This window comes from Piscinibacter defluvii (assembly GCF_004011805.1).
GTDB classification, from domain to species: domain Bacteria; phylum Pseudomonadota; class Gammaproteobacteria; order Burkholderiales; family Burkholderiaceae_C; genus Piscinibacter; species Piscinibacter defluvii.
Genome location: NZ_RCHJ01000003.1, coordinates 567,229 through 593,622, shown reverse-complemented (window position 1 = coordinate 593,622; position 26,394 = coordinate 567,229). Strand labels below are relative to the sequence as shown.

The window sequence follows — 26,394 nt, the reverse complement described above, 5'->3', positions numbered from 1 at the left end:
GCCCTGCCCGATGGCTTCAATGGAACACCATGCCTTCGACATGGAAGCCGGCATCGACGTGCACGATTTCGCCGGTGATGGCCGACGCGTAGGGACTGGCGAGCAGCAGGGCCACGCGGCCGACCTCGCAGCCGTCCACGGTGCGCCGCTGCGGCGAGCGGCGCGCGGCCTCGTCGAGCAGCTCGTCGAAGTGGGTGATGCCGGAGGCCGCGCGCGTGCGCACCGGGCCCGCAGAGATGGCGTTGACGCGGATACCGGCGGGCCCGAGTTCGTGCGCGAGATAGCGCACCGAGGCCTCCAAGGCGGCCTTCACCGGTCCCATTACGTTGTAGTGCTCGACCACCTTCTCGGCGCCGTAGTAGCTCACCGTGGTGAGGCTGCCGCCGTCGCGCATGAGCGGCTCGGCCAGGCGCGCCATGCGGATCAACGAGTGGCAGCACACCAGCATCGCCTCGGCGAACCCGGCGCCCGAGCAGTCGGTGAGGCGGCCCTGCAGGTCTTCCTTGCGCGCCGACGCGATCGAGTGGAAGACGAAGTCGAGCTTCCCCCAGCGGTCGCGCAGCGCGTCGAAGACCGCTTCCAATTGCCCCTCCTGCAGCACGTTGCACGGCAGCAGCTGCGCCTGCACCTCCTCCGCGAGCGGCGCGACGAAGGACCGGGCCTTCTCGTTGTAGTAGGTCATGGCCAGCTCGGCGCCGGCGTTGCGGAAGTGGCGCGCGGCAGACCAGGCCAGGCTGTCGGCGTTTGCCACGCCGACCACGAGGCCCCTGCGGCCGGAGAGATCGATGGTTTCCAATGAACAAGCTTCCTGGGTTGTTGCGTAAGTCGGCTGACCAGCGATCAGCGCGGGCCGCTCTTTCGGGCGCCTTCGCTGTCGTTGTCGAACCGCACGAGGAGATACAGCAGCACGATGCACAGCCCGAGCAGCCCGTGCAGCCACCAGCCGAGCGCATGTGCCCGGTGCTCCAGCACCAGCAGCAGCAGCGCAATCGCTGCGAACGTCCAGAGGATCCACCTGGGCCAGGCGCGACCCGATTCGGTGTCCGAGGGCTTCGTCGGTGAGGTCATGGCCCCTTCCCCCTCAGCGCTCGGAGCGGTGCGGCGACCACGCGTCGAACCTGAACTCGACCTCGTCGGTCCGCGACGGCGGCCGCACCCAGAGCCGGAAACGGTACGGACCGTCCTTGGCGACGCCGAAGACCTGCCCGTAGCTGGCCTGGTCGTTGACCTTCATCGGCAGGAGGTACTTCGCGGGCTCGTCGGCGATGCCGATCTCGCTGAGCTGCGCGCGCACGACCGCGTCCTCGATGCGACGACCACTTGCGCTGTCGTAGAGCGCCACGACGAGGTGGTGCACCTGGCCGCCACCTTTGGGCGGACCGCCGTGCAGTTCGGCCAGCGCGTGCTTGTCCGCCACGACGGCGGCCGGCACGAGTCCCCAGTAAAGGGTGACGCCAGAGCGCTCAAGTCGGCTCTGGGCCAGCGCCGGGCTCAGCATCGTGGCCAGCAGCAGCAACAGCCACGTGGTGGCCGCGAAACGCCGGCATGGCGCCGGAAGTAGGATGACTCTCATGGCGGGCTCCTCGTGGGTCGGCCGGTCAACTGGCATAGAGCTGCTGGAACGCCACCTCGGCCCACAGGTCGCGGCTCGTGCGCCAGGACTCCCAGGCCTGGGCACACGCGTCCGCGCCGACGCGCTCGAGCTGGTACCAGGGGTTGGCCGTGCGATCCGGGTCGTGTGCGCCCGCCTGTTCGAGCCACTGCTGCGTCCACGGCAGCCAGGCCAGGACCGGCATCGCCTTCTCGGACCAGATCTGCCGGCTGATCCGCATCGGATGCAGTTCGCGCAGCAGGCGCGCTGATTCGGGCGTGGCCGCCATGCGGACCCACGGCGAGACCCATTGCGCGTAGGCACGCTCGGCGGCCTCGGACAGCGCCTGCACCTGGTCGAATCCAGCCGGGTTGGCGTCGAATGGCAGGTCCTCCAGTCGGCGTGGTTCGAAACGGGCACCGGTGGCGGCATCGCCCGTGGCGGCATCGTCGAGAACCATCTCGTAGAGGCCGGGCGCCAGGTCCTGGATCGTTCCGGCGTGGTGCAGGATGGCGCGGTGCTCGCGCCGCGCCACGCCCGCCGACACGAAGATGCCGAGGTGGCCCACCTGCTTGTGCAGCAGGTAGACGACGCGCTGGCCGGCAGCCACCAGATCCTCGGTCGTGGCAAACACCTCCTTGAGCCAGCCCAGCGCCTGGTGCGGCGGCGTGATGTTGTCGCCGTAGGAGCTGAAGATCACCAGCGGCGCCCCGATGCGCTTGAGATCGGCACGGCAATGGCCGTCGACCACGACCTCTCCGTCCTCGAGACGGTTGCCGACGAACAGGTCACCGGCGATGGCCAGCATCTCCTCGCGCGCCAGCTGGTAGAAGCCGTTCCACCAGCGCTCGAACTCCAGGAAGCGATCGCGCTCGGCCTCCGGCTGCGCAAAGAGCGTGTCGTACTTCCGGAACACGCCCTCGGGCCGCAACGCCTCGAAGTTCTGCACCAGCCAGGCGCCATCGAAGCGGCCGTTGCCCAGGTCCGACATCCAGTGCGCCGGCCAGACGCCGCCGGTGAAACCACCGAGCAGGCGCATCGGGTTGATGCCGCGCTCGCCGGCCCAGTACGACAGCGGCGAGCCGTTCAGCACCGCCAGCGCCGCGCGGTGCTCGCAATGCGACAGCGCCAGCGTGATCGCCCAGCCGCCCTGGCAGTTGCCGTAGACGATCGGCGCCTTGCCGCGATGGCGCTTGGCGACGATGTCGATGAAGGCCGCCAGCGTCTGCACGACGGCCCCCATCGTCTGCCCCTCGACCGGCTCCGGGTCGAAGACGACGAAGTAGACCGGGTGGCCTTCGAGCAGCGCCATGCCGACTTCCGAATCGCGCTTGAAGCCGCCGATGCCGGGGCCATGCCCGGCGCGCGGGTCGACCACGATCACCGGTGCGGCGCCCTTGCGCACGTGCTTCTCGAGCGCGTCGCTGCCGCAGCGCGTGACGCGCAGCAGCCGGTAGTTCGACGGCGGATCGAGATCCCGCCCGTCCGCCACCGGCTCGGACTCGAAGTGCAGCAGGGGCGGCATGCCCGCGGCCTCGTGCGCGCTCATGTTGGCTGCACGTTCGCGCAGCGTGTCCGCCGCCGCGGTGGCGCGCCACAGGGCGTCCAGCCAGTAGCGGAAGGCCAGGCGACCGGGCGCAAGGCCCGCAGAATCGACCGCAACGGCGGTGTTCGGTGTCGGCATGACGTCTCAACCGCAGCAGCAACCGCCGCGACCCTTGGTGGCCGCACCGGCACCACTGCCACAGCCGCCGGTCGGATGCTGATGCGCGGCTTGCGCGCCGGTCGCAGCGTCGGCTTGATAGCCGGCCTCGCCCAGGGCGGCGACCAGTTCCGGCACTTGGTGCTCGGCATGCTCGCCGCGGACACGCGCGATGCCGCTGCCGAGATCGACCTCGACGTCCTGCACGCCCGGGACGCGCTTGAGCGCCTTGGTGACCGACGCTACGCAGGACCCGCAGGTCATGCCGTCGACTTTGAGTTCAGTGGTTTGCATATCGGGACTCCTTGGGTTTCAGTGCTGGTGGCCGCCCTGGCCACCGGGGGGAAGCTGGCGCGCGTCGTCCTTGGCCTTCGTGTCCGACCCGCCGCCATGCCCACCGTGCCCACCGTGCCCGCCATGCCCGAACAGGTGCATCAGCGGGCAGGCCAGCAGGATCAGGAACGGCAGCAGTTGCCCGAGGTGCGCGTTGTGACGGAAGAACATCCAGGCCACCGCAGCGGCCAGACCGATCCACAGCACCCATTGGTTGATGCGGGACCAGTTCGGGCCGGACGGGCTGCCGTTGCCGTGTTCATGGGAGTGGTTCATGGAGGATCTCCTGGCTGCCTTGATGCGTCGGTCACTGGTTCTTGTGGAACTTCGCGTGGTCGTGCACGGGCTTGTTTCTCGTCTTGGCCTTGGCTCCGGACGCCGCTTCGGCTGGCGCACAGGGCATGGACCTGGCCGATGGCGCATTGCGCTCAGCGCCATGGTCATGGCGCTTCATCGCGCCGGCATTGCAGTCCATGGGCATCGGCATGGATGCCGCGGGAGCGGCAGCCGGGGCGGCCGCAGGGCGCTCCTGCGCCACCGCGGCGCCAGCACCGAGCGCAAGGGCGACCAAGGACGACAGCAGAACGAGGGGGGTACGCATGGCAAGGCTCCAAGTGAGAGGAAGAACACTGAACGAAAAGCCGAACGAGGAATGCCGCCGCCTGACAGCGCCGCTGCGGGCGCGAGGGCGAACGGAAGGAAGGACGCGGCGCGGATCAGATCCGCGCGGCGTCCGGGCGTGTCAAAGCGCGAGGCGCTGGAACGCGATGCGAGGCGGAGGCCCGTCGGGCAGGTGTGGCGAGTCGACCACCAGCCGACTCACCGCGGGCTCGGCCTGGCCGGACACTGAAAGCGTGTGCAACACCGGCAGTGCGAAACCGAGCGCGGCCAGGTCGTCGCCGGCAACCTTCAACTGCGGAACGCCGACCGACGACTTCTCGCAGAAGTCCAGGCAGTTGACCTTGGCAAGGTCACCCTGCTCGTTGCCGTGTTGGTGCTGCTGAACAGCGTCGGCGGCAGGCGTCGTCACCACGTCGGAGCGGTGATGCGCCGGCTCGCCCAGAGCGCAGGCGTTGGCCACACCCATCGCGAGGCCGAACAGCCACACGAGCAGCACCTGGGCTGCCCATCGGCGGAGACGTCGGCGATCGCTGAACATGATGACGCGGGGCGAAACAAGGCAGATTCGTTGAATCGAGAATAGGCGCGGACTCGCCAACGCCGTTTGATCGGCATCAACAATGCTTCCGTAGTCGACTACGGACTCCGGTCCTGGGCGACCGCTGACGCCAACGAGTCGCGGTACCGCCCTATCGCCCTACTGCTGCCGCTCCACCAGCGCCCCGAGCAGCGCCAGCAGCCGCTCGGACATCGGCCGCCGGCGCCAGTCGCGCAGGTCAACGGACCTGCTGAGCGCGGCATCGCGCTCGAAGTCCTCGCGCAGGCGTGCTGCCAGCGCGCGATCGGGCAAGGCAAGATTGAGTTCGTCGTTCAGGCCGAACGACCGGTTGTCGAAATTGCTGGACCCGACGACGACCCACAGCTCGTCGACGAGCAGCACCTTGCAGTGATTCATGCCGGGTTCGTACTCCAGCACTTCCACGCCGGCGCTGAGAAGGTCCCCATAGCGGCGCCGGCTTGCCCGCCGGGCGATCGGGTGGTTGTTGAAAGCGCCGGGCACGACGACCTGCACACGCACGCCGCGCCGTACCGCCTTCAGCAGTTCGGCCCGCATGCTGCGGTCCGGCAGAAAGTACGGTGAGGTGATGCGGATCGACCGGCGCGCGCCGGCGATCAGCAACTGGAACAACATGCGTGCCCGCGTGGCCCGGCCCGCCGACGGCGTACCTGTCACGACAATCGCATCGGTGCCCACGGCCGGCTGGCTGCCGAGGGCGCGGCAGTGGGCAAAGGATCCGGGATCGGTGAGCAGCTGGCCGGTGCTTTCGAGCCAGTTCTCGGCAAAGGCGGCCTGCACCGACGTGACGATGGTTCCTTCGAGCCGCACCATGGTGTCGCGCCACGGCGGCTGACCGGGCGGCCCGGTGTCCCACCAGCTCGCAAAGCCGGCGCCGCCGACGAATGCAACCTCGCCATCGACGACGATCAGTTCGCGGTGCGTGCGGTTGTTGAACCGCTTCAGCGTGTGCCACCGCACCGGCTGATACCAGGCAACCTCGCCGCCGGCTGCGCGCAACCCGTCGAAGTACGCAGAAGGTGTTCGCCAGCTGCCGATCGCGTCGATGACCAGGCGCACGCGGACGCCGGTGCGCGCGCGCTCGGTCAGCAGGTCAACGAGTTGGTCCGTCACGGCGCTCACGTGGAACACGTAGGCCTCTAGGTGCACGCTGCGACGGGCGCGGGCGATGGTGGCGAACTCCTCGGGATAGAAGGCGACCCCGTTCGTCAGCACCTCGATGGAGGCTGCGTTCGCGACGGGAGCATCGACCAGCGCCGCGAGCAGGCCCATGAACTCGTGATCCTCCGGCAATGGGAGGCGGTCATCGATGTCGTAAGGCAGACCGGGTTCGGCCAGCACAAGCACGAACAGCAGGCCAAGCAGTGACGCGCTGGCCAGCAGGAACAGGTGCCACAACTGGAACGTCAACGCAGCTCAGCGCAGTGCCAGCGCTGCTCCGACACCGACGAGCGCCATCAGCGCATAAGCCGGCAGCACCTTCAGCGCCAGCGATCGACTGTCGAGCACCCACAACAGCCCGAGCTTGGTGACCTGGTTGACGCCGGCCGCGAGAAAGACCGCCAGGCCAGCGACCGAGCCGCCCACGACCCCATCGCCGACCATGCGGCCCACCGACAGCGTGATGGCATCGACGTCGACCAGGCCCGAGATCGCCGCCGTGACCAGCAACCCGGCGTCGCCGAACCGGTCGGCGAGGAATCGCCCGGCGAGCAGCACCGCGGCAAGGAACAGCGCGAACTGAACGGCCGCGGTCAGCTTCAGTGGGTTCTGTGTAGACAGATCGGGCAGATCCTGCGCATGTTCGCGAGTGGTCAGGTACGCACCGAACGCGGCCCCGGCGACGGCCATGGCAGCCAGGGTCGCGACGGTCGCGGTGCCGAGCGCCGGCGCGGCGACGCCGACGAGCACCGCCATGCGGCCGAACATGGCCGCGCACGCGAGCGTTGCCCCTCCGGCAGCCAGGGGCCGCCACTGCGGGGCCTCCTTGGCCCAACGTGCCAGCGTCGCGGTGGTGGCGGTGCTGGACACCAGTCCGCCGAGCAGTGCCGTCAGTGTCAGACCGCGCCGTGCGCCGAACCAGCGCATCAGGACGAATCCGAGGAACGAGAGCAAGGCAAGCAGCACGACCGCCCACCAGAGCTTGTAGGGATTCAGCGCCTCGAAGGGGCCGAACCCGCGATCGGGGAGGACCGGAAGGATGACGACGCTGATCAGCAGCAACTGGATGCCGCTGGTCAACTCGCCTTCGGAGAGCTTGCCGATGCCGCTGTGCATCGGCCGCTTGAGTTGCAGCAGCGCGACCGTCACCACCGCGACGGCAGCGGCCAGCAGTGTGCTGCCACCCGCCGCCAGCACGCCGACCAGGAACGTGGTGATGGCGGCCATCGCCGTGGTCAGGCCCATGACGCTGTGCATGCGGGCCGTCACGATGTATCCGGCGAGGATCAGCAGCGCCACCACGGCCAGCACGACGACCAGAATGATTGCCCCCCATCGTTGCGCCAGCAGACCGCTCAGGCCGCCGAGCAAGCCGATCAGCGCAAACGTGCGCAATCCGGCAACGCGGTGGCCGTCGGGCAGATCACGCTGATGCCAGCCGCGTTCCAAGCCGATGAGCAGGCCCGCCGCCAGCGCAATCCCGACGCCCGTCAGGTCCGACAGGGACACGCCGCTCATGGGTGCCCCCTCACGCCGGGATCTGCGGCGCGAGCAGACTGCTCGGCGGGGTTCACCGGCACCTGCTCCCGGAGTCGCGACAGCCATTGCTCGATGTGTTGCATGCATTCGTGCGGCACTCGCAACCAGGGATGGTGGTCCACGCCGCCGAGAACGCGCACCTCCCACGTCGAGCGCGAGGCCGCCAGTTCCTGCGCCCCAGACAAAGGCGCGGTCAGGTCCGCACCGCCGTGCAACATCAGCACCGGCAGGATCTGCGCCGTCGCCGCGGCCTCGGCGCGCAGGTCATGGCGGTACAGTGCTTCCCACAACGACGAGGTCGACGACACCATGTTGTGCGCAACGAGGTCTTCGGCGACTTCGCGCGGGATGTCGCGAAGAAGACGCGGCAACAGGCGTCCGATGACGCGCCGCGTCAGGATGCACGCGAGTGCGGTTGCCCACATGTTCGTGTAGATCCAGCCGCCACGTTGCCGCGCAAACCAGGCGACGGCTCCTTCGGCGCCGCCGAAGTTGGGAAGACTGATCAGCACGAGCCGCCTGACGACCGACGGATAGCGGGCGGCATAGGCAAGCGCCAGCGCGGCCCCGAGGGAGTGCCCGACCAGCGTCAAGGAGCGCTCCCCGGCCAGGCTCGCATGCAGAGCGGCGACGTGGCGCTCGACGCTGTAGCGCATCCAGGGCTTCGGCGACTCACCGAAGCCGAGCAGGTCGATCAGGACGGTGCGGTGCCCCGACAGTGCGAACGGCACCGGCCCGCAGGTCCAGTAGCGATGGGTCCCGCCCAGTCCGTGCAGCAAGACTGCGCAATGCCGACCGTGCCCCGCGTCGAAGCGCTTCAGCGGCAGTGTTTCGGTCCCCATGCGCATCGGCTGCCACGGCCTCAGTTCTGGCGCTGAAGCCGAACGTCGATCCGCGCCCGGCTCGGCGACTTGTTGCTCCACATCCAGCAGTAGTCCTCGCGAACCGCGACCCGCAAGGTGTCCTGTCCGGAACTCACCTGAGCCTGCTTGGCCGGAAACTCGGCCTCCTTGCCCACGTGATAGTGAATATTGAAGTCGACAGGTACGGACGCGGCGAACTCCCAGTGGATAGCGTCCCCCGGCGCGAGCTTGCCGCAAAGCTCGACGAATTTTCCCGGCTCGACGCTGGCGCCATGAGCGAACGCGCCGTCGCGGCTCCAGGCGATCTCGACGATGTGGGAGGCCGCGAAGGCTTGGCTTGCCGTCACCAACGCAATGGCGGCCATGGCGATTCTGGCGGTCTGCATGAACTTTGGTCCTTGTTGGGTCAGCATCATCTTCGACGTCGCACGGTGCTGCCTTGACGCGCGACACGTTTCCCCACCCGTCCTCATCGTCGCTTTCGGCGCTTCGCCTTCCGAGGCTTCGGCTGCGGCGGCCGGCTCCCGTCGGCACTCCTGCGACGGTTCTTCCAGGCGAGGACCAGCGCCAGGCCGATGATGACCGCAGCGCTCGCCAAGCCGCCGACCAGCATGAGCCCCAACTCGCCGTGCGAAAGACTCGAGAGGTTCCTGAACTCGTGCGGCATCGGCTCAGCGTTGCTGCGACGAACTGCGGTTCATCTCGTCGTGCTTGGCCCGGATGCCGACGGGCCACTGAGCCTTGATCCAGGAGAGCGCGGCCACGATCTCTGAATCGGTCAGCACGCCTTCGTACGCAGGCATCGAGGATTCGTACAACGCCAGGTTGGCGGCCTTGGCGACGCCGAACTTCGTGATTCGGAACAGCGTCTCGTCGGGGTGGTGCCACGTGTGCCCGGTGGCGTCGTGTGGCGGTGCCGGCAGGCGGCCTTGCGCGTCTCTCTGGCGCCAGTTGGGCTGGCCCTCGAGCTTCGCCCCGTGACAGGCGGCACAGTGCGTTCCGTAGACCTGCCGCCCCCGCGCCGTCACCTCGACATCGTCAGGTTTGAGCAGCCCGGTGCTTGCCAGCTTTGGCGCCAGGCGCGAGATGGCAACGAGCAGAACCACCGCACCGATCACAGCGACAGCCAGGAGCAACCGGCTTCGCTTCATGCGCTCGTCCTGATAGGCATCACATCCTCGCGTCTGATCGAAGCAGATCGCGCGCTTGCGTTCGGACCATCCGCCAGCTTGCAAGGGCCAGCCACGTCCCGATGCCTGCAGAGACCAGGCATGGGAGCAACTCCTGGTCGGGCCGCAATGCCGCGAACGTCACCGCGATGCCGCCAGCAACAATGGCCCAGAAGCGCGTTTCGGCCCAACGGGCCTGCCAGTCCACCTGGACAAGGACCACAAGGGCGGCAGCGGCGGCGACCAACGCGAGCGTGGCGCGCGCATGGTGATGCCCCATCTGCCAGTAGCCCGCCAAGCCGGCCGCGATGATGGCGAACAGCGCAACGGCGGCCAGCAGCCCAAACAGGCCTGCGAAGAGACATCGCACACCAGCACGCCATGCATCCCATGGAGCGCCGTCGTCCATGCGCCAAAGGAACAGCCGATGCGCCGCGGCGGCGGCGGCCGCGAGCAACACGCACTCGTGCCACGCCAGACCCGCAGCACCCAGCGTGGCAACGATGCCGACGCTGAGTGCCTTCGCGGCCGAGGAGCGCATCGCGCCGTCCTCGCATGACTTAGCGAACGACCTCGAGGTCCGTGACCGTGAACTTGCCCGCCTCGTTGACGGCCTTGAACTTCACCGTGTCCCCCGCCTTGACCTGGCCGAGCATGGCCTTGTCGCGCACGTTGAACACCATGGTCATGGCCGGCATGTCCAGGTTCTTGATGTCGCCATGCTTCAGGGTGATCTTCTTGGCTTCCTTGTCGATCTTGCGCACTTCGCCTTCGCTCATCGAGGCGGGCATGCGGTCCATCTTGCTGTGATCCATCGCCTGGGCGTGGGCGCTGATCGCGAACGGCGCCGAGGCGGCAAAGGTCAGGGCGACAAGGAAGGGCTTGACGGTCTTCATTTCGAATGCTGCGCAGGGGTGTGAAACAAAATTATGCCGGGGGCGCGGAGCACCGAAAGATGCCGTGCGCCACCGCCATGCCGTGACGATCGTCACTCAGCGCTTGTGGCTGCCGTGGCCGTCGATCTTGGTGGCACCGGCCTTCTGCGCGACGTTGACGAGGCCCTTCATGCCGGCGTCGTAGTGGCCCGGTCCTTGTCCGTCGCCTTCACCGCCTTGGTGATGGTGCTTGCGCAATGTCGATCAACGCGGCATCACGAGGAGCCCTCATGAACGCAGGTCCGAGACTCGCCAATCCGAACGCCATCAAGCGTGCGACGAGAGCACGCAGGATCGGGGCCGGTGCTTTGTCCGGCCCCGAAGCGCTCCATCGTCAACGCCTCGGTCGACGTCCGGCGCCCCGACGCAGCCCGAAACGCACGATGGCAAGCCGGTTGAACGACTTCAGCGGCCGACGTATGTCCAGCCGGGTTCGCCTTCAATGTAGCGCCAGCCGTCGTTCTGACGTTGCTCGATCAGCCGCGCGGCCTGTCTGGCCTCCTCGCGGCTGGATGTGAAGCCGGCCACCGGCGTCGTCGGCGGTGTGTAATTCCGTTCGCGCTGCTGCAGGAGCAACGTTCCGTCGCGCCGAGCGACCTCCAGTTCCCGCTTCACGTCGCTGCGGGTGAGGGTATTGGGCACCGGCTCGAAAACGACGCCTGCCTCCCCGCCGATCCACTTGAAACCATCAGAGGCGGCATGGGCGAGCGGGGCGGCGAACGCGGCGGCGACGGCAATGCCGCAATAGAAAGTGCGACTTGACATGGTGAGACTCCTTGATCGACGAACATTGGCGTGAGTGCTCGGCTGCGGTGCCTCCTTGAACGCCTGGCGTCGCAGCCGACATGTCACGCGTCCACTTTAGGAATCGCAACCCGACCGAATCATGACGGCGTCATTACGAAGTCGTCAGGTTGGGAAGAAGGCCGCTGCGGCGGCTTCCTCGGTGCCGGGCACCGCGATCGTTCGATCAGAAGCGATGGCGAAGCCCGAATTCGTAGCCCGTCGACTTCTGGCCCATGGCCGGATTGACCGGCCCGCTGCCCTATCGTCCACCGGCTGGTGCGAATATCGGAAACGAGCCGGCAGAGTCCTCCTAGAGGTCTGAGCCGTGTCGCCCGCGCCGTCCCGTCGTGCGAGCGACGCGGCTCCGGCGGTCCGGGGCCCTGCTCAGGGTGGACTGCGCAGTCCGTGCTGCCACAGATCCCGAACCTGCTCGAAGAGGTTCGAGTCGAGCGGGTAGGTTTGCGGGTCCTTGACCAAACGCAGCCACGCGCGGGTGTCGTGGTGCGCACCCGGAACGGGTTGATCGTCGCGGACGCGGCAGAACCAGGAATGCACGTGCTCGTAGTGCGCCGGATGGTGGGTGAGCGTCCACGCGAGACCCACCAGGTCGGCGTAGCCCTCCTCGCGCCGTGCTTCGCGCATCTCGCGCCGCACGTGTGCAAGGTCCATGTCGCGGATGGCCCCGGGGTCGGTCGCGTCGACGAAGCCAGCCGGGAGCGTGCGCCACGCACCCTGCACGAAACGCCAGCAGTGGCCGATCTCGTGGGCGACCATCGCCTCGATGACGGGGCTCAGCAAGTCCGACTCGATCTGCGCCAGCGTCGCGTCGGCATCCGGATTGCCGCGTATCGCGAACACGAGCTTGCAGCGCTGGCCGGCGAAGCCCATGGACAGCGGCGGGTCGCCCGGCTTGGCGTGCAACTCAAAATCAACATCCAGCGGAAGGCGCTGTTCCCTTGCAAAGGTCAGCACGGGCATGCTGTTTCGTAGCCATTGCATCTCCGCCGCCGTGAGGTCACCGGCCTGAGACGTGGCAGCGCCGAGTGCCGAAACAGCGAGAAAGAATGGGCGGTGCATTGCCCACGATTGCACCACAGATGAGGTTGGCAGGCGCCGGCCAAGCCCCCGAGATTCTCAGGCCTTTGTGAGAAATGGTGCGATCTCGTCGACTGGCGCCTCCGTGGCGCGAACTGTCCCAGTCGCCCAGGTCCCCGCGGCACTCAGCGTGGCAACGATGCCGACGCTGAGCGCCTTGGCGACCGAGGAGCGCATCGCGCCGCCTCGCAGTCTCAGCGAACCACCTTGAGGTCCGTGACCGTGAACTTGCCCGCCTCGTTGACGGCCTTGAACTTCACTTTGTCCCCGGCCTTGACCTGGCCGAGCATGGCCTTGTCGCGCACGTTGAACACCATGGTCATGGCCGGCATCTCGAGGCTCTTGATGTCGCCATGCTTCAACGTGATCTTGGCCGCGTCGGTATCGACCTTCCGGACTTCTGCATCGGTCATCTCGTCGGCCGCTGCCGCCGGACTGCTCGCGGCATGGTGACCCGCGTGCTCGTCGGCCTTCTGCTGTGCCCAGACGGGTGTACTCAGGGCGATGGAAGCCATCAGGGCGGGGAGTGCAAACTTCATGACGATCCTTTCATGGGTCAACGATAAGAACTGAAGACGCGCGTGCTGCCGTCCTTGGCGACAAGCAGCACGTCGAAGGGATCCCGCTGGTCGCCGTAGTCCGGGCCGTCCATGCCGGGAGAGCCGACGGGCATGCCGGGGACCGCCAAGCCCACGGCGTCGGGCGCCTCCTTGATCAGGCGCAGCACATCGGCCGCGGGCACATGACCTTCGACGGCGTAGCGGCCGACCACCGCGGTATGGCAGGAGCCGAGTTTCATCGGCAGCTTCATGTGCGCGCGCGCCGCCGTGTTGCCAACGTCGTGCACCGACACGCGGAAGCCGCGCGACTCGACGTGCTTGATCCACTCTTTGCAGCAGCCGCAGGACGGGCTCTTCCACACCTCCATGTGGAGGGGCTGCGTCTGTGCGCGCAGCAGGCTCGGCCCCAGCAATGCGACGGCTCCAGAAGCCGCCAGCAGTGCCCGACGAGTCTTTCCCCGCCGCGTCACATCAATGCTTGTGCGCATGCCCGTCACCCTTGGCGCTCGACGCGGCGACCTTGATCTTGCCGACCATGCCGGCCTGGTAGTGGCCGGCGATCAAGCAAGCGAAGTCGAAATCTCCGGGCCGGTTGAAGGTCCAGACAATCTCGCCCGTCTTGCCCGGCCCGACGTGGGCCATGTATGGTTCGTCGTGTTCCATGGTCGGGAACTTGATCATCAGTTCGGCATGCTTGTCGTTCTCGGCCTTCGTTCCGATCACGAACTCATGCATGGTCTTGCCGGTGTTGCGCACGACAAACTTCACCGTTTCTCCCTGTCGCACCTCGATGCTGTCCGGAGTGAAACGCATGTTGTCGGCCATGCCGATTTCGATGGTTCGCTTGGCAGACTTGGCGTCGCCGGCGATGCCCCAGTCCTTCTGTTCCTTCTTGACCGGGCCGGCCTTCTTGGCATGAGCCTCGTCACCGTGCGCCATTGCGGAGGCGGAGATGGCCACGAACGCAGCCGCGAGAATTTGCTTGAACTGCTTCATCAGGTTTCCTTCTTGTTGCGGATTGGAAAGATGGTGAGTCGGCTCGCGCCGCTCAGTTGTGGCCCGCGTGCCCGCCACCGGGTTTGCGCACCTTGACTTCGACCGCTTGGGCCGGTTTCGCGACCGGGGGCATCGAGCCGGTCCCTTCCGCCTTGAAGCGCGCCGGGTCCGGCAGTTCGCCGGTGAACTCGTAGGCAACCGTGCCGGGTGGGTGCTTGTACCAACCCGGGTCGCTGTAGTCGCCGCGCTTCTGTCCCTTGCGGACCTTGACGACGCTGAACATGCCGCCCATGCCGACTGAGCCGAACGGACCCTGCCCCGTCATCATGGCTGCGGTGTTGTCGGGCAGCGGCATCTCCATCTCGGTCATGTCCTTCATGCCGCGCTCACCCATCACCATGTAGTCGGGCACGAGCTTGGTGATCTGCTTCGCCACGCCGCGATGATCCACACCGATCATCGTCGGCACGTCATGGCCCATCGCGTTCATCGTGTGGTGGCTCTTGTGGCAGTGGAAGGCCCAGTCGCCCTCTTCGTCAGCGAGAAACTCGACCTGCCGCATCTGCCCGACCGCGATGTCTTCGGTCACTTCATACCGGCGGGTGCTCTTCGGCGTCGGCCCGCCATCCGTTCCCGTGACCAGGAACTCGTGCCCGTGCAGGTGGATCGGATGGTTCGTCATTGTCAGGTTGCCGATCCGGATGCGCACCTTGTCCATGTGGCTCACCACGAGCGGATCGATGCCCGGGAAGATGCGGCTGTTCCAGCTCCACAGATTGAAGTCGAGCATCGTCATGATCTTCGGCGTGTAGGCACCGGGATCGATGTCGTAGGCGTTGAGCAGGAAGCAGAAGTCGCGATCCACCTCGTCGATGAGCGGGTGCTTGCCCTTCGGATGCGTGATCCAGAAGCCCATCATCCCCATCGCCATCTGCACCATCTCGTCGGCGTGAGGGTGGTACATGAAGGTTCCGGGACGCCGTGCGACGAACTCGTACACGAAGGTCTTGCCGGGTGGAATGCCGGGCTGTGTCAGCCCGGTGACGCCATCCATGCCGCTGGGCAGGCGCTGCCCGTGCCAGTGCACGCTGTGCAGCTCACCGAGCTTGTTGGTGACGAAGATGCGCACGCGGTCGCCTTCGACGACCTCGATTGTCGGCCCCGGGCTCTGGCCGTTGTAGCCCCAAAGATGGGCCTTGAAGCCGGGCGCCATCTCGCGCACCACGGGCTCGGCCACGAGGTGGAACTCCTTGACGCCGTTGTTCATGCGCCAGGGCAGCGTCCAGCCGTTGAGCGTGACGACCGGGTTGTAGGGCCTGCCGGTGTTAGGCACCAGCGGCGGCATCGTGTCGGGTTTGGTTTGAATGACCGGCTCGGGCAGCGCGGCCATGGCGACCTTGCTGACTGCTGCGGCACTCACCGCAGCGGTCACCGCGCCAGCGCCACCGATAAAGTTGCGTCGGGAAACCATGTTCGAGTTCCTTGATTGAATGTGTCAGTGGCCGGCGCCGCCACCATCCATCGCCGCGGCGGCGGGGCCGGCGGGCGCGGCCATCGCCGCTTTGCCGATGAGCGCCATGTCGAGATCCGACTGGGCCAGCCAGAAGTCGCGCAGCGACTCGATGTATGCATTGACGCTCGTGATCTGGGAGCGCGCGTCGGCCAGGAGCTCGAACACCCCGATGATCATGCCGTTGTAGCGCAGCACCTGTTCTTCCGAAATGCGCTTCTTAAGCGGCACGATCTCGTCTCGCTGATGGCGCGCGATGTCGTAGGCGGAGCGGTAGTTGCCATAGGCTTCGCGCACTTCCGAGCGGGCGTTGATCGCCGTCTGCGCGGCGCGATGCAGTACCTGCATGTAGATCGCCTCGGCGCGCGCCACTCGCGCGCCGCCCCAGTCGAAGAGGGGCAACTCCAGACCAATCTCCCAGCCCGTCTGTCGCGGAGCTTCGTTGGAGGTGTTGCGCACGAGCCCGAGTTCCAGCACGTTGATGAAGCGCGTCGTGCGCGTCAGCCCCAGATTCTTCGCGGTCTGCTCTGCGCCAAGCTTGGCGGCTTGCACGTCGAGTCGTTGTGACATCGCGACGGCTTCGATGTCCGGCTGGTTGCGCGCCTCGGCTGGCAGGTCCGGAAGGCGCTCCGGCAACTGAAACTGGGTCTGATCGCCCCAGACGCCCAGGAGGCGCGCCAGTCGCTCGCGCGATGCACGCTGTGCCTGGTCGGCACGTGCGAGGCCCAGGGTGGCGTCGGCGTAGAAAGCCTGCTCGCGCGCTCGCGCCAGCTTGCTGAAGTTGCCGACCTGCTCCATGCGTCGAGCCAGCTCGGCGCTCGCTTCCGCCGTCTGCTTCACCTGTCGCATGTATCGCACCGTCTCCTCCGCCGCCACTGCCTGGAAGAAGGCCTTGCGCGCGTCAGCGGCGAGCGACAACACATCCATCGTGACCTCGCGCTTGACCTGCTCGAAGCGGCGAGCTTCCAGCTGCGAGACCATGGGCAGGGTCAACAGCCGCGCGAGGTTGATGTGCAGCCCGCGCTCCAGTTCGACCTCGTCGCCTTGCCGAAGGCGCCCGAACGTGAAGCCCGGGTTCGGCAGGCGCCCGGCCTGCACGACTTCGGCCTCGGTGACACCGAGATCCTGGAATCGAGCCTGCAGGCCGCGGTTGTTGAGCAAGGCCACCTGAACGGCGTCGTCGACGGTCAGCGGCTTCGCGAGCAACTCGCGCACGCGGCGATCGATGGTGTCGACGTCGGCATCACTGCGCGCCCAGCGCACGTCCTTGCCAAGCTTGTCCTTGGCCGCAGACTCGATCGAAGAGAACCCAGCGTCGGGCGAGAAGCTGGCACAGCCGGCCAGCACGGCGGAGGCCAGGACGACGACGAGGAGTCCCGAACGTCGCGCGCTCGGGAGGTCGGGCGCGACGCGCCCGAGGTAGGAAGGTGAATTCATCCGATTGACCTCAGTTCATCTTGTGCCCGCCGTGGCCGGCGGGTGCGCTTGCCGGCGCCGGCGTTGCCGGCTTCGGGGGCGCGTTGTTCGTGGTGGGCGGGTCCGGCTGCCGAGCCTCGCGCGCATAGGCCCGCCAGCCTCCGATGCGGTTGACGGTGTCGTTGGCTTCGCGCCAGGAACCCACGGACTGTTCAGCGTGACGCTGGTAACCCCCAAGGGTCGACTGGAAGACCAGAGGCGGAACGGCGGCCGAGGAATCGAGTGGATCGGCTCTCTTGCTGGGCGCGGTTTGGGCAAGGGTCGCAGAACTGATCGCGACCAGGAATGCCGGCGCAAGCCAGCGGAACATGGCAATCTTCATGACATCCTCGCTTGAGTCGGACCGGGTCACGACGCCTGCTGCGCAGGGCGGACCGGTCTACGATGCTGGTCGCGCCGCCGCGAGGGCGATCGACCAGGATGGTGATCAGGCGAGGATCAGGCGGGGAGGTCGATGCGGTACGTCCGCAAAGACTGCTGGAAAGCGGATTTCCAGGAAGGCGACAGCGGTCGATGCCGAGTCTGCCTGCGAAATGCTTGTCCGCTCGAACGCGGGCGCGGCAACGCTGCAACATGGCGCGCAACTGCTGCACTTCATCTTCAGTTGCGCAGAATGCCCTGTCGACGAGTCGGGCACAGTCTCGACACCTTGACTCCCGGCCCCCGTGTTGCCAGACCGAACGTCCTCACGGACTTCGTGAAAGTCGCCATGCGTCTCGAGCTGAACGATCTCATTCGCCTCGCGGGAAGAATGGTGCCCCGGCCCGCATCCGCTCATGGTCACCGCGGCCAACCCCTTCAGAGGGACGGCAGCAGCGATGAACCAGATGAGAAAGAGGCGAACCACACCCGACATACCCGGAACTTTACCTTAGTGCATTGAGAAGCATCAGCCTGCTCGGCAGTCTATGGAAGGCTGGCCGACGAGATGCGCTCAGAATGCTTACCGATTCGTAATGTTCTCGGGCCACTCAGCCATCGGCGGTGGATGTCATTCGATGTCCGCCACCATGCGAGCCAGCAGCACACGATGCCGGCTCGCCTCGTCACCCGGTTCGAACCCGTACGTGCTCCCCCAGGCCCAAGCCGAGCCGGCGAGTTCAACGACGCGGATCTCGCCCGCAGCGCCCCGAACCATCGTTTGGGCCTCTCCGTCTGACCAGTTCGCCCGCAGGACATGTTCACCGGGCGGCAGCCTCAGGCGCACGAAGGACTCAGGCACCGTTTCGGCCTGCGCACCACCGTCGACGGTCAGCTTGACGACGTTGGCGGCGTCGGCCCACCGCTTGCGCACCACGTACACCGTGAACTTGTCCGCAGATGCCGCAAACCGTTTGGCATCGGCCTCCACGGTGGGCGGCGGCACGGGCGCACTGGTGCAGGTTCGCTTGTAGCGTGGCGCCTTGCCGACGCGATGGCACCAGGTGCCATCGGCATTGAGCGGCCGAATGGGCTTGGACGCACACGCAGCGAGAAGCAGCGTGCTTGAGCCGAGTACGATCAATGCGGCTCGGCGTCCCGTCGTGGACTGAACTCGTTGCACAGACACATCCTGGCGGTATCCCTGCGGTCCGGTCGGCACCGACGCGTCAGCGATGCCCGTGCGGGGTGTTGATCGTGCTGCTCTGGTGACCGCTGCGACTCAGCCCACCGGGGACGTTGCCGACGTCTGCCCGGGAAGGCCTGCCGGTGTTGGCCGCGTTGCGCGTGTTGCCCGGAATGCCGACGAAGACCGCACCGGCTTCGCCACCGAGGTCGAGCCAGCCATCGGCAGACACGGGATTGCGCCTCCACGCCTCGAGCTCCTTGATGACATCAGCACGTGTCTTCGCCGACGGCATCGCATGGGTCGTGAAGCCGGCTTCACCCCCAACCGGTGTGATGCCGGAGGTTGCCAGCGCGGGCAGAGACACGGCACTCAGCAGCGCGATCAGACTGAAACGGAACTTCATGATGGACTCCTTGCGAGTTGCGCGGTACCTCGTGGGTGCTCGCGAATTGCGGTGCCAGGCCGCACCGTTTCTTCACTCTAGGAGCCCATGCCGGACGGGCTGCTTGCCTTCGGATTAAGTTTTCGTCATCTGCCGTCGCGGCCCGGCTCGGCGCCGGGCCGACCTCGAATGCCGGACTGCGCGAGCACAACGCTCACGCATCCGAATCTCGCTTCGGCGGCCGGAAGTCAGAACGTGTGCCGAAGACCAATGGAGTAAGCGTTGTTGTTCGTCTTCGTGTCCTCGCGGGCCGCCCCCAGGTCGGCATAGATGGTCGTTCGCTTGCTCAGGAAGTAGTTGTAGCCGAGGCCCAGCTTCGACTGGGTGTTGTTGCTCCCCTCCGGGTCGAGTCGATAGTAGGCGACCTTCAGCTGGCCGGAGCCCAGGGGAGCAGTCGCGGCGATCGACATGAACTTGTTCGTGGCCGTGCCGACCTTCGCCCGGGAGAACAGCACGATCGGGCGCACGTAGCCGAAGTCGTAGGCCCCCGTCACCGCCACCAGCGAGTCGCCGTCGGTGGTACCGCTCGACACCTTCTCGTAGCCGACGCCGCCGTAGATCGGCCCTCCTTTGTATTCGACATTGAATCCGTTGTCCCGGCCAGCGCCCGTGCTTTCGCTCAGACCGACCGCAGCCTGCAGTGTCAGCCCGCCGAGATTGGGCGACTTGTAGCCCACGGTATTGGAAGTGCGGATGCCCGCCCCCTGGCCGTAGTTCGGCGCGCGGAAGCCGGCCCAGGTCGCCGTATCCATTCTCCCGACGCCACTCCAGTCGAACGGATCAGCGCGCAGCGTCAACCAGAAGATGGGCGTGTAGTCGCGGCCAAGGTAGACGGAGCCGAGACCGGCGCTGGTCAGTTGCACCGTCGACGCGCCTTGCCAGAACGACGCGGCGTTGGTGATCGCGCCCGTGTCAATGTCGAACCGGTGTTCGAGCTGGAACTGGGCCGACATGCCGCCGCCAAGGTCTTCGTTGCCGCGGAGGCCCAGGCGATTCGCGTAGGCTGGGGCGACGTTCCAGGCCTTCGTGGAGGGCGCCCCTGGATTCGTGGCGCTGCCGCCGTTTCCTTTCTGCACGCCCGCATCGACCAATCCGTAGATCGTGACCGACGACTGCGCGTTCGCGCCCGCCGCCAGGGCAGACAACGCGGCCAAGATGAACATGGACTTCTTCATGAGAGCAATCTCCGTTGTGGGACAGGGCAACACCTTCCACGCGTCGAATGCGTCCTCTGACTCGGATTGAAGTGCGAGGCGCGCTGCGGCGCGAGACGTGAAGGCGCTGTCGAGCAGGCTAGGGACGAGACGCCGCCGAGGCGATATGCTCGCGAGAAGGATTGCGGGCGTGGCTAGCAGACCCTGGACAGTTCTGCGGGCTTCCGTCGCCTCGTTTCCACAGCGAGTTGCACAGCGAACGCCGCAGATGCGGCCAGTCGAAGGAACCCGACGCAGTCACATGAAGCAGAGGTCGCACACGCATCAAGATGACCGGCCGGTAATCTGCCGGCAAGCGTTTGGTCAGTCGTTTGTTCCTATCGTTTTCGGACTGCAAAGCGACGTGCGCTGCTAGCAACTCTCACGAGTTGTCGCTCCGGCCGTCGCATGCGGGCCTACAAAGGACAACGACATGCGGAGACAAGACATTCAGCTGCTCGCCAGCGCCCGGCAAGGTGACCTCGAGGCCCGGTACGAAGTCGGCAGACGCTATCTGCTCGGCGTCGAGGGTTTCCCGCAGCACACCGATACGGGACTGGAGTACCTGACGCACGCATCGCTCGCCCCGTTGGAGCGAGCCGCTCGCACCATCGCCGATGCTCTTCCCCTGCACGAACTGGTGCGTCGCGACCTACTGCCTGCGCTCGTGAAGACGGCTCGCGCGGGGTCGACTGCGGCGCAATTGAAACTCGGTACGTGGCGCGCGCTCACGAGCGCCGATCCCGCTGAGCCGATGCGATGGCTCGATGCGGCCGCCGCCGCCGGCGACACCGGGGCGTGCGCAGCAGTACGTGCGCTGCGAAGCCGCCCCTCGAATGTCGCCGCCGCCGTACTGGGTGCCTTGAAAGCAGCGCCAGGGATCGATCTCGCTCGCCTGGTGCCGCAAGCCTTGAACGCTGCGATCCGGTCCAACGATCCCGCCGAGATCGCTCGTGTGCTGAGCGGCGCACTGACGGCGACCTCGCCAACACCGGAGCTGGCAGATGCCGTGTGCACGGCCCTCGCCCGCCTCGAAAACGAAACAGAGCCTCGACTCTCGTGCGAGAACGGCGCGCTCGAATCTCTTCTCGAAGACTGCATCCGCCGCGGCAACACGACGGCGGAGCTGCTTCTCGGTCGCGCGCTGAGCGGGGTCGACACACGGGGGCTGCCGGCATCACTGCTGACGACGGGACAGAATCTGCGTCGAGGTGCCGCGCTTCTGCTCCGCGCGGCCGATGCAGGCTTGAGCGCGGCATGGATGGTCCTTTACCGCATCCACGCAGACAACCGCTCGTCGGTCTCCAATCCGCAGATGGCGCGGTTCTTCCTCGAGAAGGCCGCACTCGCGGGCGAGCTCTGCGCCCAGCGGCGCCTCGGCGCGCTGATCCTGCGGTCGGCAACCACCGTGCACGAATCCGAGCAAGGCATCCATTGGCTCCACCAGGCCGCGCGCCGCCAGGACGCGCTGGCGGCCCAGTTGCTCGGCTCGCTGGTGCTCCCGGTTGCAGGATCGGACACCGAAGCCGACGCGGCCATCGATGCCGTACGCCGCGAGGACCCGTGGCTGGCCTGCCGCCTGCGCACGGCAAGGGATTTTGGTCTGACCAAGCTCGAGGCGATGAGCGTCGACATCGTCGCAGGGGTCAGGCCCTGGGGGCTGGTCGTCGGTCCCAACCCGTCCATTGCGCAGGCAAAGCTGGCGGCGCCTCGCGCCATTCCGGCACTTCGGCCCCAGGTCTTCGAGAACCTGCGGCGATCCGTCGCGTTCCTCGAGCAGTCGCGACAGGACGGGTCTCCGATCGAGGGTGACCGGCGCAAACGCACCCACCGTCTGCGCTACTGCCTCGAGCGATCCGGCATCGACGAATCCCTGTTCTTCGCGAAAGTCAGGTCGACGGTGCTCAACTCCCTGCGACAGGGACCCAAGTGGGCGTTCCATGCGCAGCAGCCTTTGCGTATGGCACTGGCCGCCTAGGGACGGCGGTCGGCATCGCACCCCTTCAAGCGATTCGCTGCAGCGTCCCATGCGAATCCTCGTCGTCGAAGACAACGCCAAGCTCGCGGGCCATCTTCGGCGGGGGCTCGCGGAGAGCGGCTACATCGTCGATGTCGCAGCCGATGGCATCGACGGGCGCCACATGGCGATCGAGGGCAACTACGACCTCGTTCTCCTGGACGTGATGTTGCCTGGCGCGGACGGCTTCACGTTGCTCGAGACTCTCAGGCAGCACAAGGACACGCCGGTGATCATGCTGACCGCGGCGGACAGCGTGGAAGACCGGGTACGCGGTCTGCGCGCGGGCGCCGACGACTATCTGGTCAAACCCTTCGTCTTTACCGAACTGCTGGCACGCATCCAGGCCGTGCTGCGACGCGGTGCCGCGGGTGCGCACCACGAACCCGACCGCATGGCGCTCGGAGATCTGGAACTGGACACCATACGTCGACGAGCGTTTCGCGCCGGCACGCGACTGGATCTCACGGCGCAGGAGTACACGCTGCTGTCCGTGCTGCTGCGCCACCGCGGTGAAGTCATGTCGCGCACGGTGCTCACCGAACTCGTCTGGGACATGAACTTCGACGGCGACTCGAACGTGGTGGAAGTCGCGATACGGCGTCTGCGCTCCAAGCTCGACGAGCCGTTCCCGAGCAAGCTGCTTCACACGGTCCGAGGCATGGGCTACGTCCTCGAGCTGGACCGCGGCGACGAGGCGGATGCGCGATGACCTGGCGCCATCCATCGATAGCGGCCCGGCTGACTGCCGGCCTTGGTGTGGTGGCGCTCGTCGTCTTCTCGACTGCAGGTTGGCTGCTGCAACGGGCCCTGGAGTCCGAGTTGGTCGAGGCGGATCGACTGAAGCTGGCGGGGAAGATCAGCGTCGTCCTTCATTTCGTCGATGAGGCCTATCGCTCCGGCGATCGTGCAGCGCTGTTCCATCACCTCGACGACCTGCGTATCGGTCACGATGGCCTTCACGTTTGGCTGGTCACAGAAGCGGGTGACACGGTCTACGGCGCGTCGAGCACCAACGGAACGAAGGTCCCGCCGGGGCTTGCGCCCGGCGTCCGCGTGGATGTGACGGAGACTGCCCTGCCATCGGCGTCGTTGTGGCCGGCCGGCCGTCTGGGCATAGCCATCGAGTCAGGCCCTCGCGACGAACTCCTTCGTTCGCATCTCGCGACGCTGGTCCTCATCTGTGCCTTGGGCGTCGGCTCGACCGTGCTGCTGAGCTGGTTCGCCATTGGTCGCTGCCTCAGGCCGGTGTCGCGCCTCTCGGCAGAAGCAAGCGACATCACGCCCAGTTCCATGGGGCGGCGTTTGACCATGACCCCCGAAGGCACCGAGCTGACAGGGCTGGTGCGCGCCTTCAACCATGCTCTCGACCGGCTCGAGGACGCCTATGCGCAGTTGCAGGCCTTCAACGCCAACGTGGCTCACGAGCTGCGGACGCCCCTCGCATCGTTGATCACGGGCACGCAGGTCACGCTCTCATCGCCAAGGTCTCGTGACGACCTGCGTGAGGTTCTGATCTCGAACCTCGAGGAACTGCAACTCCTGAATGCTCTCGTCAACGACATGTTGTTTCTCTCTCGCGCAGATCGTGGCGACCGAGCGGAGGGACTGGAAGAGGTCGCGCTCGGGGCCGAGGCGGACAAGGCCATCCGCTACTGCGACGCCTTGCTGCAGGAAGCTGGCGTGGTCGCGGAACGGTCCGGCGACGCCGCGGCGGTCTGCAACCCTCCCCTCGTGCTGCGCGCCCTCGTGAACCTCCTCACCAATGCCATCCGCCACACCCGCGCCGGCGACACGATTCGGGTTCTCATCGAGCCGGATCATGGACTCATCGCTCTGAGTGTCCTCAACCCGGGGCTCGAAATACCGGCGCCGGTCCGAGCCCAGATGTTCGACCGCTTCTATCGTGCAGACACCTCCCGCTCGCGAAGGCAAGCGGGTCACGGGCTGGGATTGGCCATCGTCGCGGCCGTCGCACGGATGCATGGCGGCACTGTGTTTGTCGAACGCATCGGCAAGGCCAATCGCGTCGGACTGACGCTGCCGGCAAGGGACAGCCAAACGACCGTTGCTCCGGTTAAGACCCTCGCCGCGGTGGAGACTGCGCCCGCTACGCAGCCGCTGAACTCGACGGTACGTCCAGCCCGATCGCGGTGATGCCGTCAGCCGATCGTGCAAACGGCTCGCCTTGGTGCATTCGGGCAATGGCGGCGACGATGGCCAGACCCAACCCGTGGTTCGAGGCGCCAACCTGCCGACGAGAGCGCTCTGCCCTGTAGAAGCGGTCGAACAAGCGCGGCAAATGTTCCTGCTCGATCGGACTGCCCTTGTTCTCCACCCAGATCCGTGACCGGCCATCTTCCGACTCGATCCGAACCCGTATCGTCGAGCCCGGCGTCGCGTAGCGGGTTGCGTTGCTCAACAAGTTGGACAACGCGCGGCGCAGAAGAGATATGTCAAAGGCACCCGTCGCGTCGCCATCGCATACCGCTGACAGACCCCGGTCTTGAAGCGCTGCGTCGTGGTACTCAATGATCTCGTCGAGTTCGGCAGCGAGGCTCGTCACCGGCGAACGGCGCGCGGTTGCACCGCGGTCCGCTTGCGAAAGGAAGAGCATGTCGTTGACGATGATCGCGAGGCGCCTCAGATCCTCCAGGTTTCCCGCGATCACGTCTTGCAGTTCGACGGCGGGTCGCTCGCGCTGCAAGGCCAGTTCGCTCGAACCGATCAAGGTGGTCAGCGGTGTTCGAAGTTCGTGCGCAACGTCGGCGTTGAAGCCCTCAAGTTGCGCGTAGGCGCGTTCGACACGCGTCAGCAGCGCGTTGAATCGATCGACCAGCGGCCGGAGTTCGAGCGGCTGCCCCGCTCCGTCCAGCCGCAACCCCGATCTTCCCAGCGCGACCGCGTCCACTTGTGCGGCCAATGCCTGCACCGGCAGCAGGCCTCTGCGGACCAGCACGAACCCGGTCACGCTGACGACGCCCGCACCGACCAGTGATGCCGCCAACAAGATCCAGCCGAGCCGCTGGAGCAGATCCTGGTCACGGCTCACATCGAGCCCCAGGACCACCCGGATGCGACCGGGAGCACCCGCAGGCCATGTGCCTTCCCACGCCACCTGCATGAACCGGCCGGCCGAAGCGGCATCGCCCCCCTCGGGCGCCTGCGGAGCGCTGAAGAGAACTGCCCCATCGCTGGACGTGATGGACAGCGTCATGTCCTCATGCCCGGCGAGAAAGTCCTTGAGCTTGTGCTGCAACTCTTCAGCCGCCGAGCTTCCAGCCGTCTCCGCGAGCGCATGGCGGACAACCGCGCTCTTCAACGCGAGTTCCTCGTGCTGGCGGCTCTGCAGAACCCACAGGTTGACGGCATAGACCGCTCCGGAGACGGCAAACGCAGCGATCAATCCTTGCAGCGCCAACCACCGGGACAGGCGCGTCCCGAGCGATGGGCCGTCGGCAACGAGGGGGCGCCACCTCACTCCTGGCGCTCCTCCATCACGTATCCCATGCCGCGGACCGTGTGGATCAGCTTGACCTCGAAAGGTTCATCCAGCTTCGCACGCAGCCGGCGTACCGCCACCTCGACAACGTTCGTGTCGCTGTCGAAATTGATGTCCCACACCTGTTCCGCCATCACGGTGCGCGACAGGACTTCCCCACGCCGACGCAGCAGCAGCACCAGCAGATTGAACTCCTTGGGTGTGAGTTCGAGCCGCTTGCCGGCTCGTGTCGCCTTACGACGTGCCAGATCGACCTCCAGGTCCGCCAACCGGAGGCTGGTGGGCATCTGTCCATCGCGGTCTCCCCCGCCGCGACGCAGCAGGGCCTGGACACGCGCAGACAGTTCGGAGAACGAGAACGGCTTGACGAGGTAGTCGTCTGCGCCGCCGGTCAGTCCCTTGACCTTGTCTTCGACCGCGTCCCGGGCCGTCAGCATCAGGACGGGCGTCCTGCGCAGCTTGCGCAGTTCCGCGAGTACCTCGAAGCCGTCCCGTCCCGGCAGCATCACATCAAGGACGATCAGGTCGTAGGTGCCCTCGACAGCGAGATGAAGTCCGTCAATTCCGTCGTGGGCCAGGTCGACGACATAGCCACTCTCCGACAAGCCCTTCTTCAGGTATTCCGCCAAGCGGACCTCGTCCTCGACCACGAGAATTTTCATAGGCAGATTCTCCACCAGCCGCTACGTCACCTGGATTACGAGTTGGTCATCTTTCGGTCCGCATTTGGTCAGCACGCGGCCCCTAGAGTGAAGCCTCGCATTCATCAACAAACTG

General features: G+C 66.5%; 33 protein-coding genes. 3 read left to right on the top strand and 30 right to left on the bottom strand.

Annotated elements, in window-relative coordinates:
• Nucleotides 1–16: 16 nt before the first annotated feature.
• From fabI to D9C15_RS12205, 28 genes are all read right to left on the bottom strand, one after another.
• On the bottom strand, nucleotides 17–796 hold the full coding sequence (gene fabI / locus D9C15_RS12335) for an enoyl-ACP reductase FabI (RefSeq protein WP_127997727.1): 780 nt from the start codon (nucleotides 794–796) through the stop codon (nucleotides 17–19).
• A 44-nt stretch (nucleotides 797–840) separates the two neighbouring features.
• A complete protein-coding gene (locus D9C15_RS12330; RefSeq protein WP_127997726.1) occupies nucleotides 841–1,068 on the bottom strand; it encodes a DUF2933 domain-containing protein in 228 nt (75 codons plus the stop codon).
• A gap of 13 nt (nucleotides 1,069–1,081) precedes the next feature.
• A complete protein-coding gene (locus D9C15_RS12325) occupies nucleotides 1,082–1,516 on the bottom strand; it encodes a hypothetical protein (RefSeq protein WP_240668382.1) in 435 nt (144 codons plus the stop codon).
• 82 nt (nucleotides 1,517–1,598) lie between these two features.
• Nucleotides 1,599–3,275, bottom strand: a complete 1,677-nt coding sequence (locus D9C15_RS12320) for a DUF3141 domain-containing protein (protein ID WP_127997725.1) — start codon at nucleotides 3,273–3,275, stop codon at nucleotides 1,599–1,601.
• Between the two features lie 6 nt (nucleotides 3,276–3,281).
• On the bottom strand, nucleotides 3,282–3,587 hold the full coding sequence (locus D9C15_RS12315; protein WP_127997724.1) for a heavy-metal-associated domain-containing protein: 306 nt from the start codon (nucleotides 3,585–3,587) through the stop codon (nucleotides 3,282–3,284).
• Between the two features lie 18 nt (nucleotides 3,588–3,605).
• Entirely contained in the window at nucleotides 3,606–3,902 is a 297-nt protein-coding gene (locus D9C15_RS12310) for a DUF2933 domain-containing protein (RefSeq protein ID WP_127997723.1), read from the bottom strand.
• 31 nt (nucleotides 3,903–3,933) lie between these two features.
• Nucleotides 3,934–4,227 (bottom strand): hypothetical protein, encoded by a 294-nt coding sequence (locus D9C15_RS12305; protein ID WP_127997722.1) that lies wholly within the window; start codon nucleotides 4,225–4,227, stop codon nucleotides 3,934–3,936.
• Between the two features lie 141 nt (nucleotides 4,228–4,368).
• Entirely contained in the window at nucleotides 4,369–4,785 is a 417-nt protein-coding gene (locus tag D9C15_RS12300; protein WP_127997721.1) for a hypothetical protein, read from the bottom strand.
• 159 nt (nucleotides 4,786–4,944) lie between these two features.
• Nucleotides 4,945–6,234 (bottom strand): phospholipase D-like domain-containing protein, encoded by a 1,290-nt coding sequence (locus tag D9C15_RS12295; RefSeq protein WP_127997720.1) that lies wholly within the window; start codon nucleotides 6,232–6,234, stop codon nucleotides 4,945–4,947.
• Between the two features lie 6 nt (nucleotides 6,235–6,240).
• Nucleotides 6,241–7,503, bottom strand: a complete 1,263-nt coding sequence (locus tag D9C15_RS12290) for an MgtC/SapB family protein (RefSeq protein ID WP_127997719.1) — start codon at nucleotides 7,501–7,503, stop codon at nucleotides 6,241–6,243.
• A complete protein-coding gene (locus D9C15_RS12285) occupies nucleotides 7,500–8,366 on the bottom strand; it encodes an alpha/beta fold hydrolase (protein ID WP_205854781.1) in 867 nt (288 codons plus the stop codon). The genes D9C15_RS12290 and D9C15_RS12285 overlap by 4 nt, the downstream gene beginning before the upstream one ends.
• A gap of 20 nt (nucleotides 8,367–8,386) precedes the next feature.
• On the bottom strand, nucleotides 8,387–8,803 hold the full coding sequence (locus D9C15_RS12280; protein WP_127997717.1) for a hypothetical protein: 417 nt from the start codon (nucleotides 8,801–8,803) through the stop codon (nucleotides 8,387–8,389).
• Nucleotides 8,804–8,856: 53 nt separating this feature from the next.
• Entirely contained in the window at nucleotides 8,857–9,054 is a 198-nt protein-coding gene (locus D9C15_RS33735) for a hypothetical protein (RefSeq protein ID WP_127997716.1), read from the bottom strand.
• Between the two features lie 4 nt (nucleotides 9,055–9,058).
• Nucleotides 9,059–9,538 (bottom strand): c-type cytochrome, encoded by a 480-nt coding sequence (locus D9C15_RS12270; RefSeq protein ID WP_127997715.1) that lies wholly within the window; start codon nucleotides 9,536–9,538, stop codon nucleotides 9,059–9,061.
• A 19-nt stretch (nucleotides 9,539–9,557) separates the two neighbouring features.
• A complete protein-coding gene (locus tag D9C15_RS12265) occupies nucleotides 9,558–10,097 on the bottom strand; it encodes a hypothetical protein (protein ID WP_127997714.1) in 540 nt (179 codons plus the stop codon).
• 19 nt (nucleotides 10,098–10,116) lie between these two features.
• Nucleotides 10,117–10,548 (bottom strand): copper-binding protein, encoded by a 432-nt coding sequence (locus D9C15_RS12260; protein ID WP_310734473.1) that lies wholly within the window; start codon nucleotides 10,546–10,548, stop codon nucleotides 10,117–10,119.
• Nucleotides 10,549–10,689, bottom strand: coding sequence for a hypothetical protein (locus D9C15_RS33390; protein WP_164886711.1), 141 nt, complete (start codon nucleotides 10,687–10,689; stop codon nucleotides 10,549–10,551).
• A 207-nt stretch (nucleotides 10,690–10,896) separates the two neighbouring features.
• Nucleotides 10,897–11,256 (bottom strand): DUF4148 domain-containing protein, encoded by a 360-nt coding sequence (locus D9C15_RS12255; RefSeq protein WP_127997713.1) that lies wholly within the window; start codon nucleotides 11,254–11,256, stop codon nucleotides 10,897–10,899.
• 405 nt (nucleotides 11,257–11,661) lie between these two features.
• The gene (locus tag D9C15_RS12250; RefSeq protein WP_127997712.1) at nucleotides 11,662–12,255 is read right to left on the bottom strand and encodes a hypothetical protein; all 594 of its coding nucleotides are present in this window, start codon (nucleotides 12,253–12,255) and stop codon (nucleotides 11,662–11,664) included.
• Nucleotides 12,256–12,566: 311 nt separating this feature from the next.
• On the bottom strand, nucleotides 12,567–12,911 hold the full coding sequence (locus D9C15_RS12245) for a copper-binding protein (RefSeq protein WP_127997711.1): 345 nt from the start codon (nucleotides 12,909–12,911) through the stop codon (nucleotides 12,567–12,569).
• Between the two features lie 17 nt (nucleotides 12,912–12,928).
• Nucleotides 12,929–13,420 (bottom strand): DUF411 domain-containing protein, encoded by a 492-nt coding sequence (locus D9C15_RS12240; protein WP_127997710.1) that lies wholly within the window; start codon nucleotides 13,418–13,420, stop codon nucleotides 12,929–12,931.
• Nucleotides 13,404–13,928, bottom strand: coding sequence for a cupredoxin domain-containing protein (locus D9C15_RS12235; protein ID WP_112184069.1), 525 nt, complete (start codon nucleotides 13,926–13,928; stop codon nucleotides 13,404–13,406). Before D9C15_RS12235 ends, D9C15_RS12240 begins: the two co-directional genes overlap by 17 nt.
• A 52-nt stretch (nucleotides 13,929–13,980) precedes the next feature.
• Nucleotides 13,981–15,399: a multicopper oxidase family protein gene (locus D9C15_RS12230; protein ID WP_112184071.1), complete on the bottom strand. Its 1,419-nt coding sequence runs from the start codon at nucleotides 15,397–15,399 to the stop codon at nucleotides 13,981–13,983.
• Between the two features lie 24 nt (nucleotides 15,400–15,423).
• Nucleotides 15,424–16,875, bottom strand: a complete 1,452-nt coding sequence (locus D9C15_RS12225; RefSeq protein WP_127997709.1) for a TolC family protein — start codon at nucleotides 16,873–16,875, stop codon at nucleotides 15,424–15,426.
• A 10-nt stretch (nucleotides 16,876–16,885) separates the two neighbouring features.
• Entirely contained in the window at nucleotides 16,886–17,236 is a 351-nt protein-coding gene (locus D9C15_RS12220; protein ID WP_127997708.1) for a hypothetical protein, read from the bottom strand.
• A 669-nt stretch (nucleotides 17,237–17,905) separates the two neighbouring features.
• Complete coding sequence (locus tag D9C15_RS12215; protein ID WP_127997707.1) at nucleotides 17,906–18,280, bottom strand: hypothetical protein; 375 nt, start codon at nucleotides 18,278–18,280, stop codon at nucleotides 17,906–17,908.
• Between the two features lie 223 nt (nucleotides 18,281–18,503).
• Entirely contained in the window at nucleotides 18,504–18,866 is a 363-nt protein-coding gene (locus D9C15_RS12210; RefSeq protein ID WP_127997706.1) for a DUF4148 domain-containing protein, read from the bottom strand.
• Between the two features lie 227 nt (nucleotides 18,867–19,093).
• Nucleotides 19,094–20,080 (bottom strand): porin, encoded by a 987-nt coding sequence (locus tag D9C15_RS12205; protein WP_127997705.1) that lies wholly within the window; start codon nucleotides 20,078–20,080, stop codon nucleotides 19,094–19,096.
• Nucleotides 20,081–20,531: 451 nt separating this feature from the next.
• On the opposite strand from D9C15_RS12205, the gene D9C15_RS12200 reads away from it, so the two are divergent.
• Genes D9C15_RS12200 through D9C15_RS12190 form a run of 3 tightly spaced genes read left to right on the top strand, consistent with a single transcriptional unit; the run spans nucleotide 20,532 to nucleotide 24,272 of the window.
• Nucleotides 20,532–22,076, top strand: a complete 1,545-nt coding sequence (locus tag D9C15_RS12200) for an SEL1-like repeat protein (RefSeq protein WP_127997704.1) — start codon at nucleotides 20,532–20,534, stop codon at nucleotides 22,074–22,076.
• 49 nt (nucleotides 22,077–22,125) lie between these two features.
• Entirely contained in the window at nucleotides 22,126–22,827 is a 702-nt protein-coding gene (locus D9C15_RS12195; RefSeq protein ID WP_127997703.1) for a heavy metal response regulator transcription factor, read from the top strand.
• A complete protein-coding gene (locus D9C15_RS12190) occupies nucleotides 22,824–24,272 on the top strand; it encodes a heavy metal sensor histidine kinase (protein ID WP_127997702.1) in 1,449 nt (482 codons plus the stop codon). The genes D9C15_RS12195 and D9C15_RS12190 overlap by 4 nt, the downstream gene beginning before the upstream one ends.
• Here D9C15_RS12190 and D9C15_RS12185 read toward each other — a convergent pair.
• Together D9C15_RS12185 and D9C15_RS12180 are read right to left on the bottom strand one after the other, a co-directional pair.
• Nucleotides 24,226–25,596: a heavy metal sensor histidine kinase gene (locus D9C15_RS12185; protein WP_127997701.1), complete on the bottom strand. Its 1,371-nt coding sequence runs from the start codon at nucleotides 25,594–25,596 to the stop codon at nucleotides 24,226–24,228. The two genes, D9C15_RS12190 and D9C15_RS12185, sit on opposite strands and share 47 nt — an antisense overlap.
• Complete coding sequence (locus D9C15_RS12180; protein ID WP_127997700.1) at nucleotides 25,593–26,279, bottom strand: heavy metal response regulator transcription factor; 687 nt, start codon at nucleotides 26,277–26,279, stop codon at nucleotides 25,593–25,595. Before D9C15_RS12180 ends, D9C15_RS12185 begins: the two co-directional genes overlap by 4 nt.
• Between the last annotated feature and the right edge of the window lie 115 nt (nucleotides 26,280–26,394).

Coding starts and splice junctions, on each gene's coding strand:
- D9C15_RS12280 (WP_127997717.1), bottom strand. CDS start 8,803: ATGATGCTGACCCAACAAGGACCAAAGTTCATGCAGACCGCCAGAATC.
- D9C15_RS12310 (WP_127997723.1), bottom strand. CDS start 3,902: ATGAACCACTCCCATGAACACGGCAACGGCAGCCCGTCCGGCCCGAAC.
- D9C15_RS12305 (WP_127997722.1), bottom strand. CDS start 4,227: ATGCGTACCCCCCTCGTTCTGCTGTCGTCCTTGGTCGCCCTTGCGCTC.
- D9C15_RS12235 (WP_112184069.1), bottom strand. CDS start 13,928: ATGAAGCAGTTCAAGCAAATTCTCGCGGCTGCGTTCGTGGCCATCTCC.
- D9C15_RS12180 (WP_127997700.1), bottom strand. CDS start 26,279: ATGAAAATTCTCGTGGTCGAGGACGAGGTCCGCTTGGCGGAATACCTG.
- D9C15_RS12265 (WP_127997714.1), bottom strand. CDS start 10,097: ATGCGCTCCTCGGCCGCGAAGGCACTCAGCGTCGGCATCGTTGCCACG.
- D9C15_RS12210 (WP_127997706.1), bottom strand. CDS start 18,866: ATGAAGTTCCGTTTCAGTCTGATCGCGCTGCTGAGTGCCGTGTCTCTG.
- D9C15_RS12195 (WP_127997703.1), top strand. CDS start 22,126: ATGCGAATCCTCGTCGTCGAAGACAACGCCAAGCTCGCGGGCCATCTT.
- D9C15_RS12230 (WP_112184071.1), bottom strand. CDS start 15,399: ATGGTTTCCCGACGCAACTTTATCGGTGGCGCTGGCGCGGTGACCGCT.
- D9C15_RS12240 (WP_127997710.1), bottom strand. CDS start 13,420: ATGCGCACAAGCATTGATGTGACGCGGCGGGGAAAGACTCGTCGGGCA.
- D9C15_RS12270 (WP_127997715.1), bottom strand. CDS start 9,538: ATGAAGCGAAGCCGGTTGCTCCTGGCTGTCGCTGTGATCGGTGCGGTG.
- D9C15_RS12190 (WP_127997702.1), top strand. CDS start 22,824: ATGACCTGGCGCCATCCATCGATAGCGGCCCGGCTGACTGCCGGCCTT.
- D9C15_RS12330 (WP_127997726.1), bottom strand. CDS start 1,068: ATGACCTCACCGACGAAGCCCTCGGACACCGAATCGGGTCGCGCCTGG.
- D9C15_RS12320 (WP_127997725.1), bottom strand. CDS start 3,275: ATGCCGACACCGAACACCGCCGTTGCGGTCGATTCTGCGGGCCTTGCG.
- D9C15_RS12290 (WP_127997719.1), bottom strand. CDS start 7,503: ATGAGCGGCGTGTCCCTGTCGGACCTGACGGGCGTCGGGATTGCGCTG.
- D9C15_RS12285 (WP_205854781.1), bottom strand. CDS start 8,366: ATGGGGACCGAAACACTGCCGCTGAAGCGCTTCGACGCGGGGCACGGT.
- D9C15_RS33735 (WP_127997716.1), bottom strand. CDS start 9,054: ATGCCGCACGAGTTCAGGAACCTCTCGAGTCTTTCGCACGGCGAGTTG.
- D9C15_RS12245 (WP_127997711.1), bottom strand. CDS start 12,911: ATGAAGTTTGCACTCCCCGCCCTGATGGCTTCCATCGCCCTGAGTACA.
- D9C15_RS12250 (WP_127997712.1), bottom strand. CDS start 12,255: ATGCCCGTGCTGACCTTTGCAAGGGAACAGCGCCTTCCGCTGGATGTT.
- D9C15_RS12225 (WP_127997709.1), bottom strand. CDS start 16,875: ATGAATTCACCTTCCTACCTCGGGCGCGTCGCGCCCGACCTCCCGAGC.
- D9C15_RS12220 (WP_127997708.1), bottom strand. CDS start 17,236: ATGAAGATTGCCATGTTCCGCTGGCTTGCGCCGGCATTCCTGGTCGCG.
- D9C15_RS12300 (WP_127997721.1), bottom strand. CDS start 4,785: ATGTTCAGCGATCGCCGACGTCTCCGCCGATGGGCAGCCCAGGTGCTG.
- D9C15_RS12200 (WP_127997704.1), top strand. CDS start 20,532: ATGCGGAGACAAGACATTCAGCTGCTCGCCAGCGCCCGGCAAGGTGAC.
- D9C15_RS12205 (WP_127997705.1), bottom strand. CDS start 20,080: ATGAAGAAGTCCATGTTCATCTTGGCCGCGTTGTCTGCCCTGGCGGCG.
- D9C15_RS12255 (WP_127997713.1), bottom strand. CDS start 11,256: ATGTCAAGTCGCACTTTCTATTGCGGCATTGCCGTCGCCGCCGCGTTC.
- D9C15_RS12315 (WP_127997724.1), bottom strand. CDS start 3,587: ATGCAAACCACTGAACTCAAAGTCGACGGCATGACCTGCGGGTCCTGC.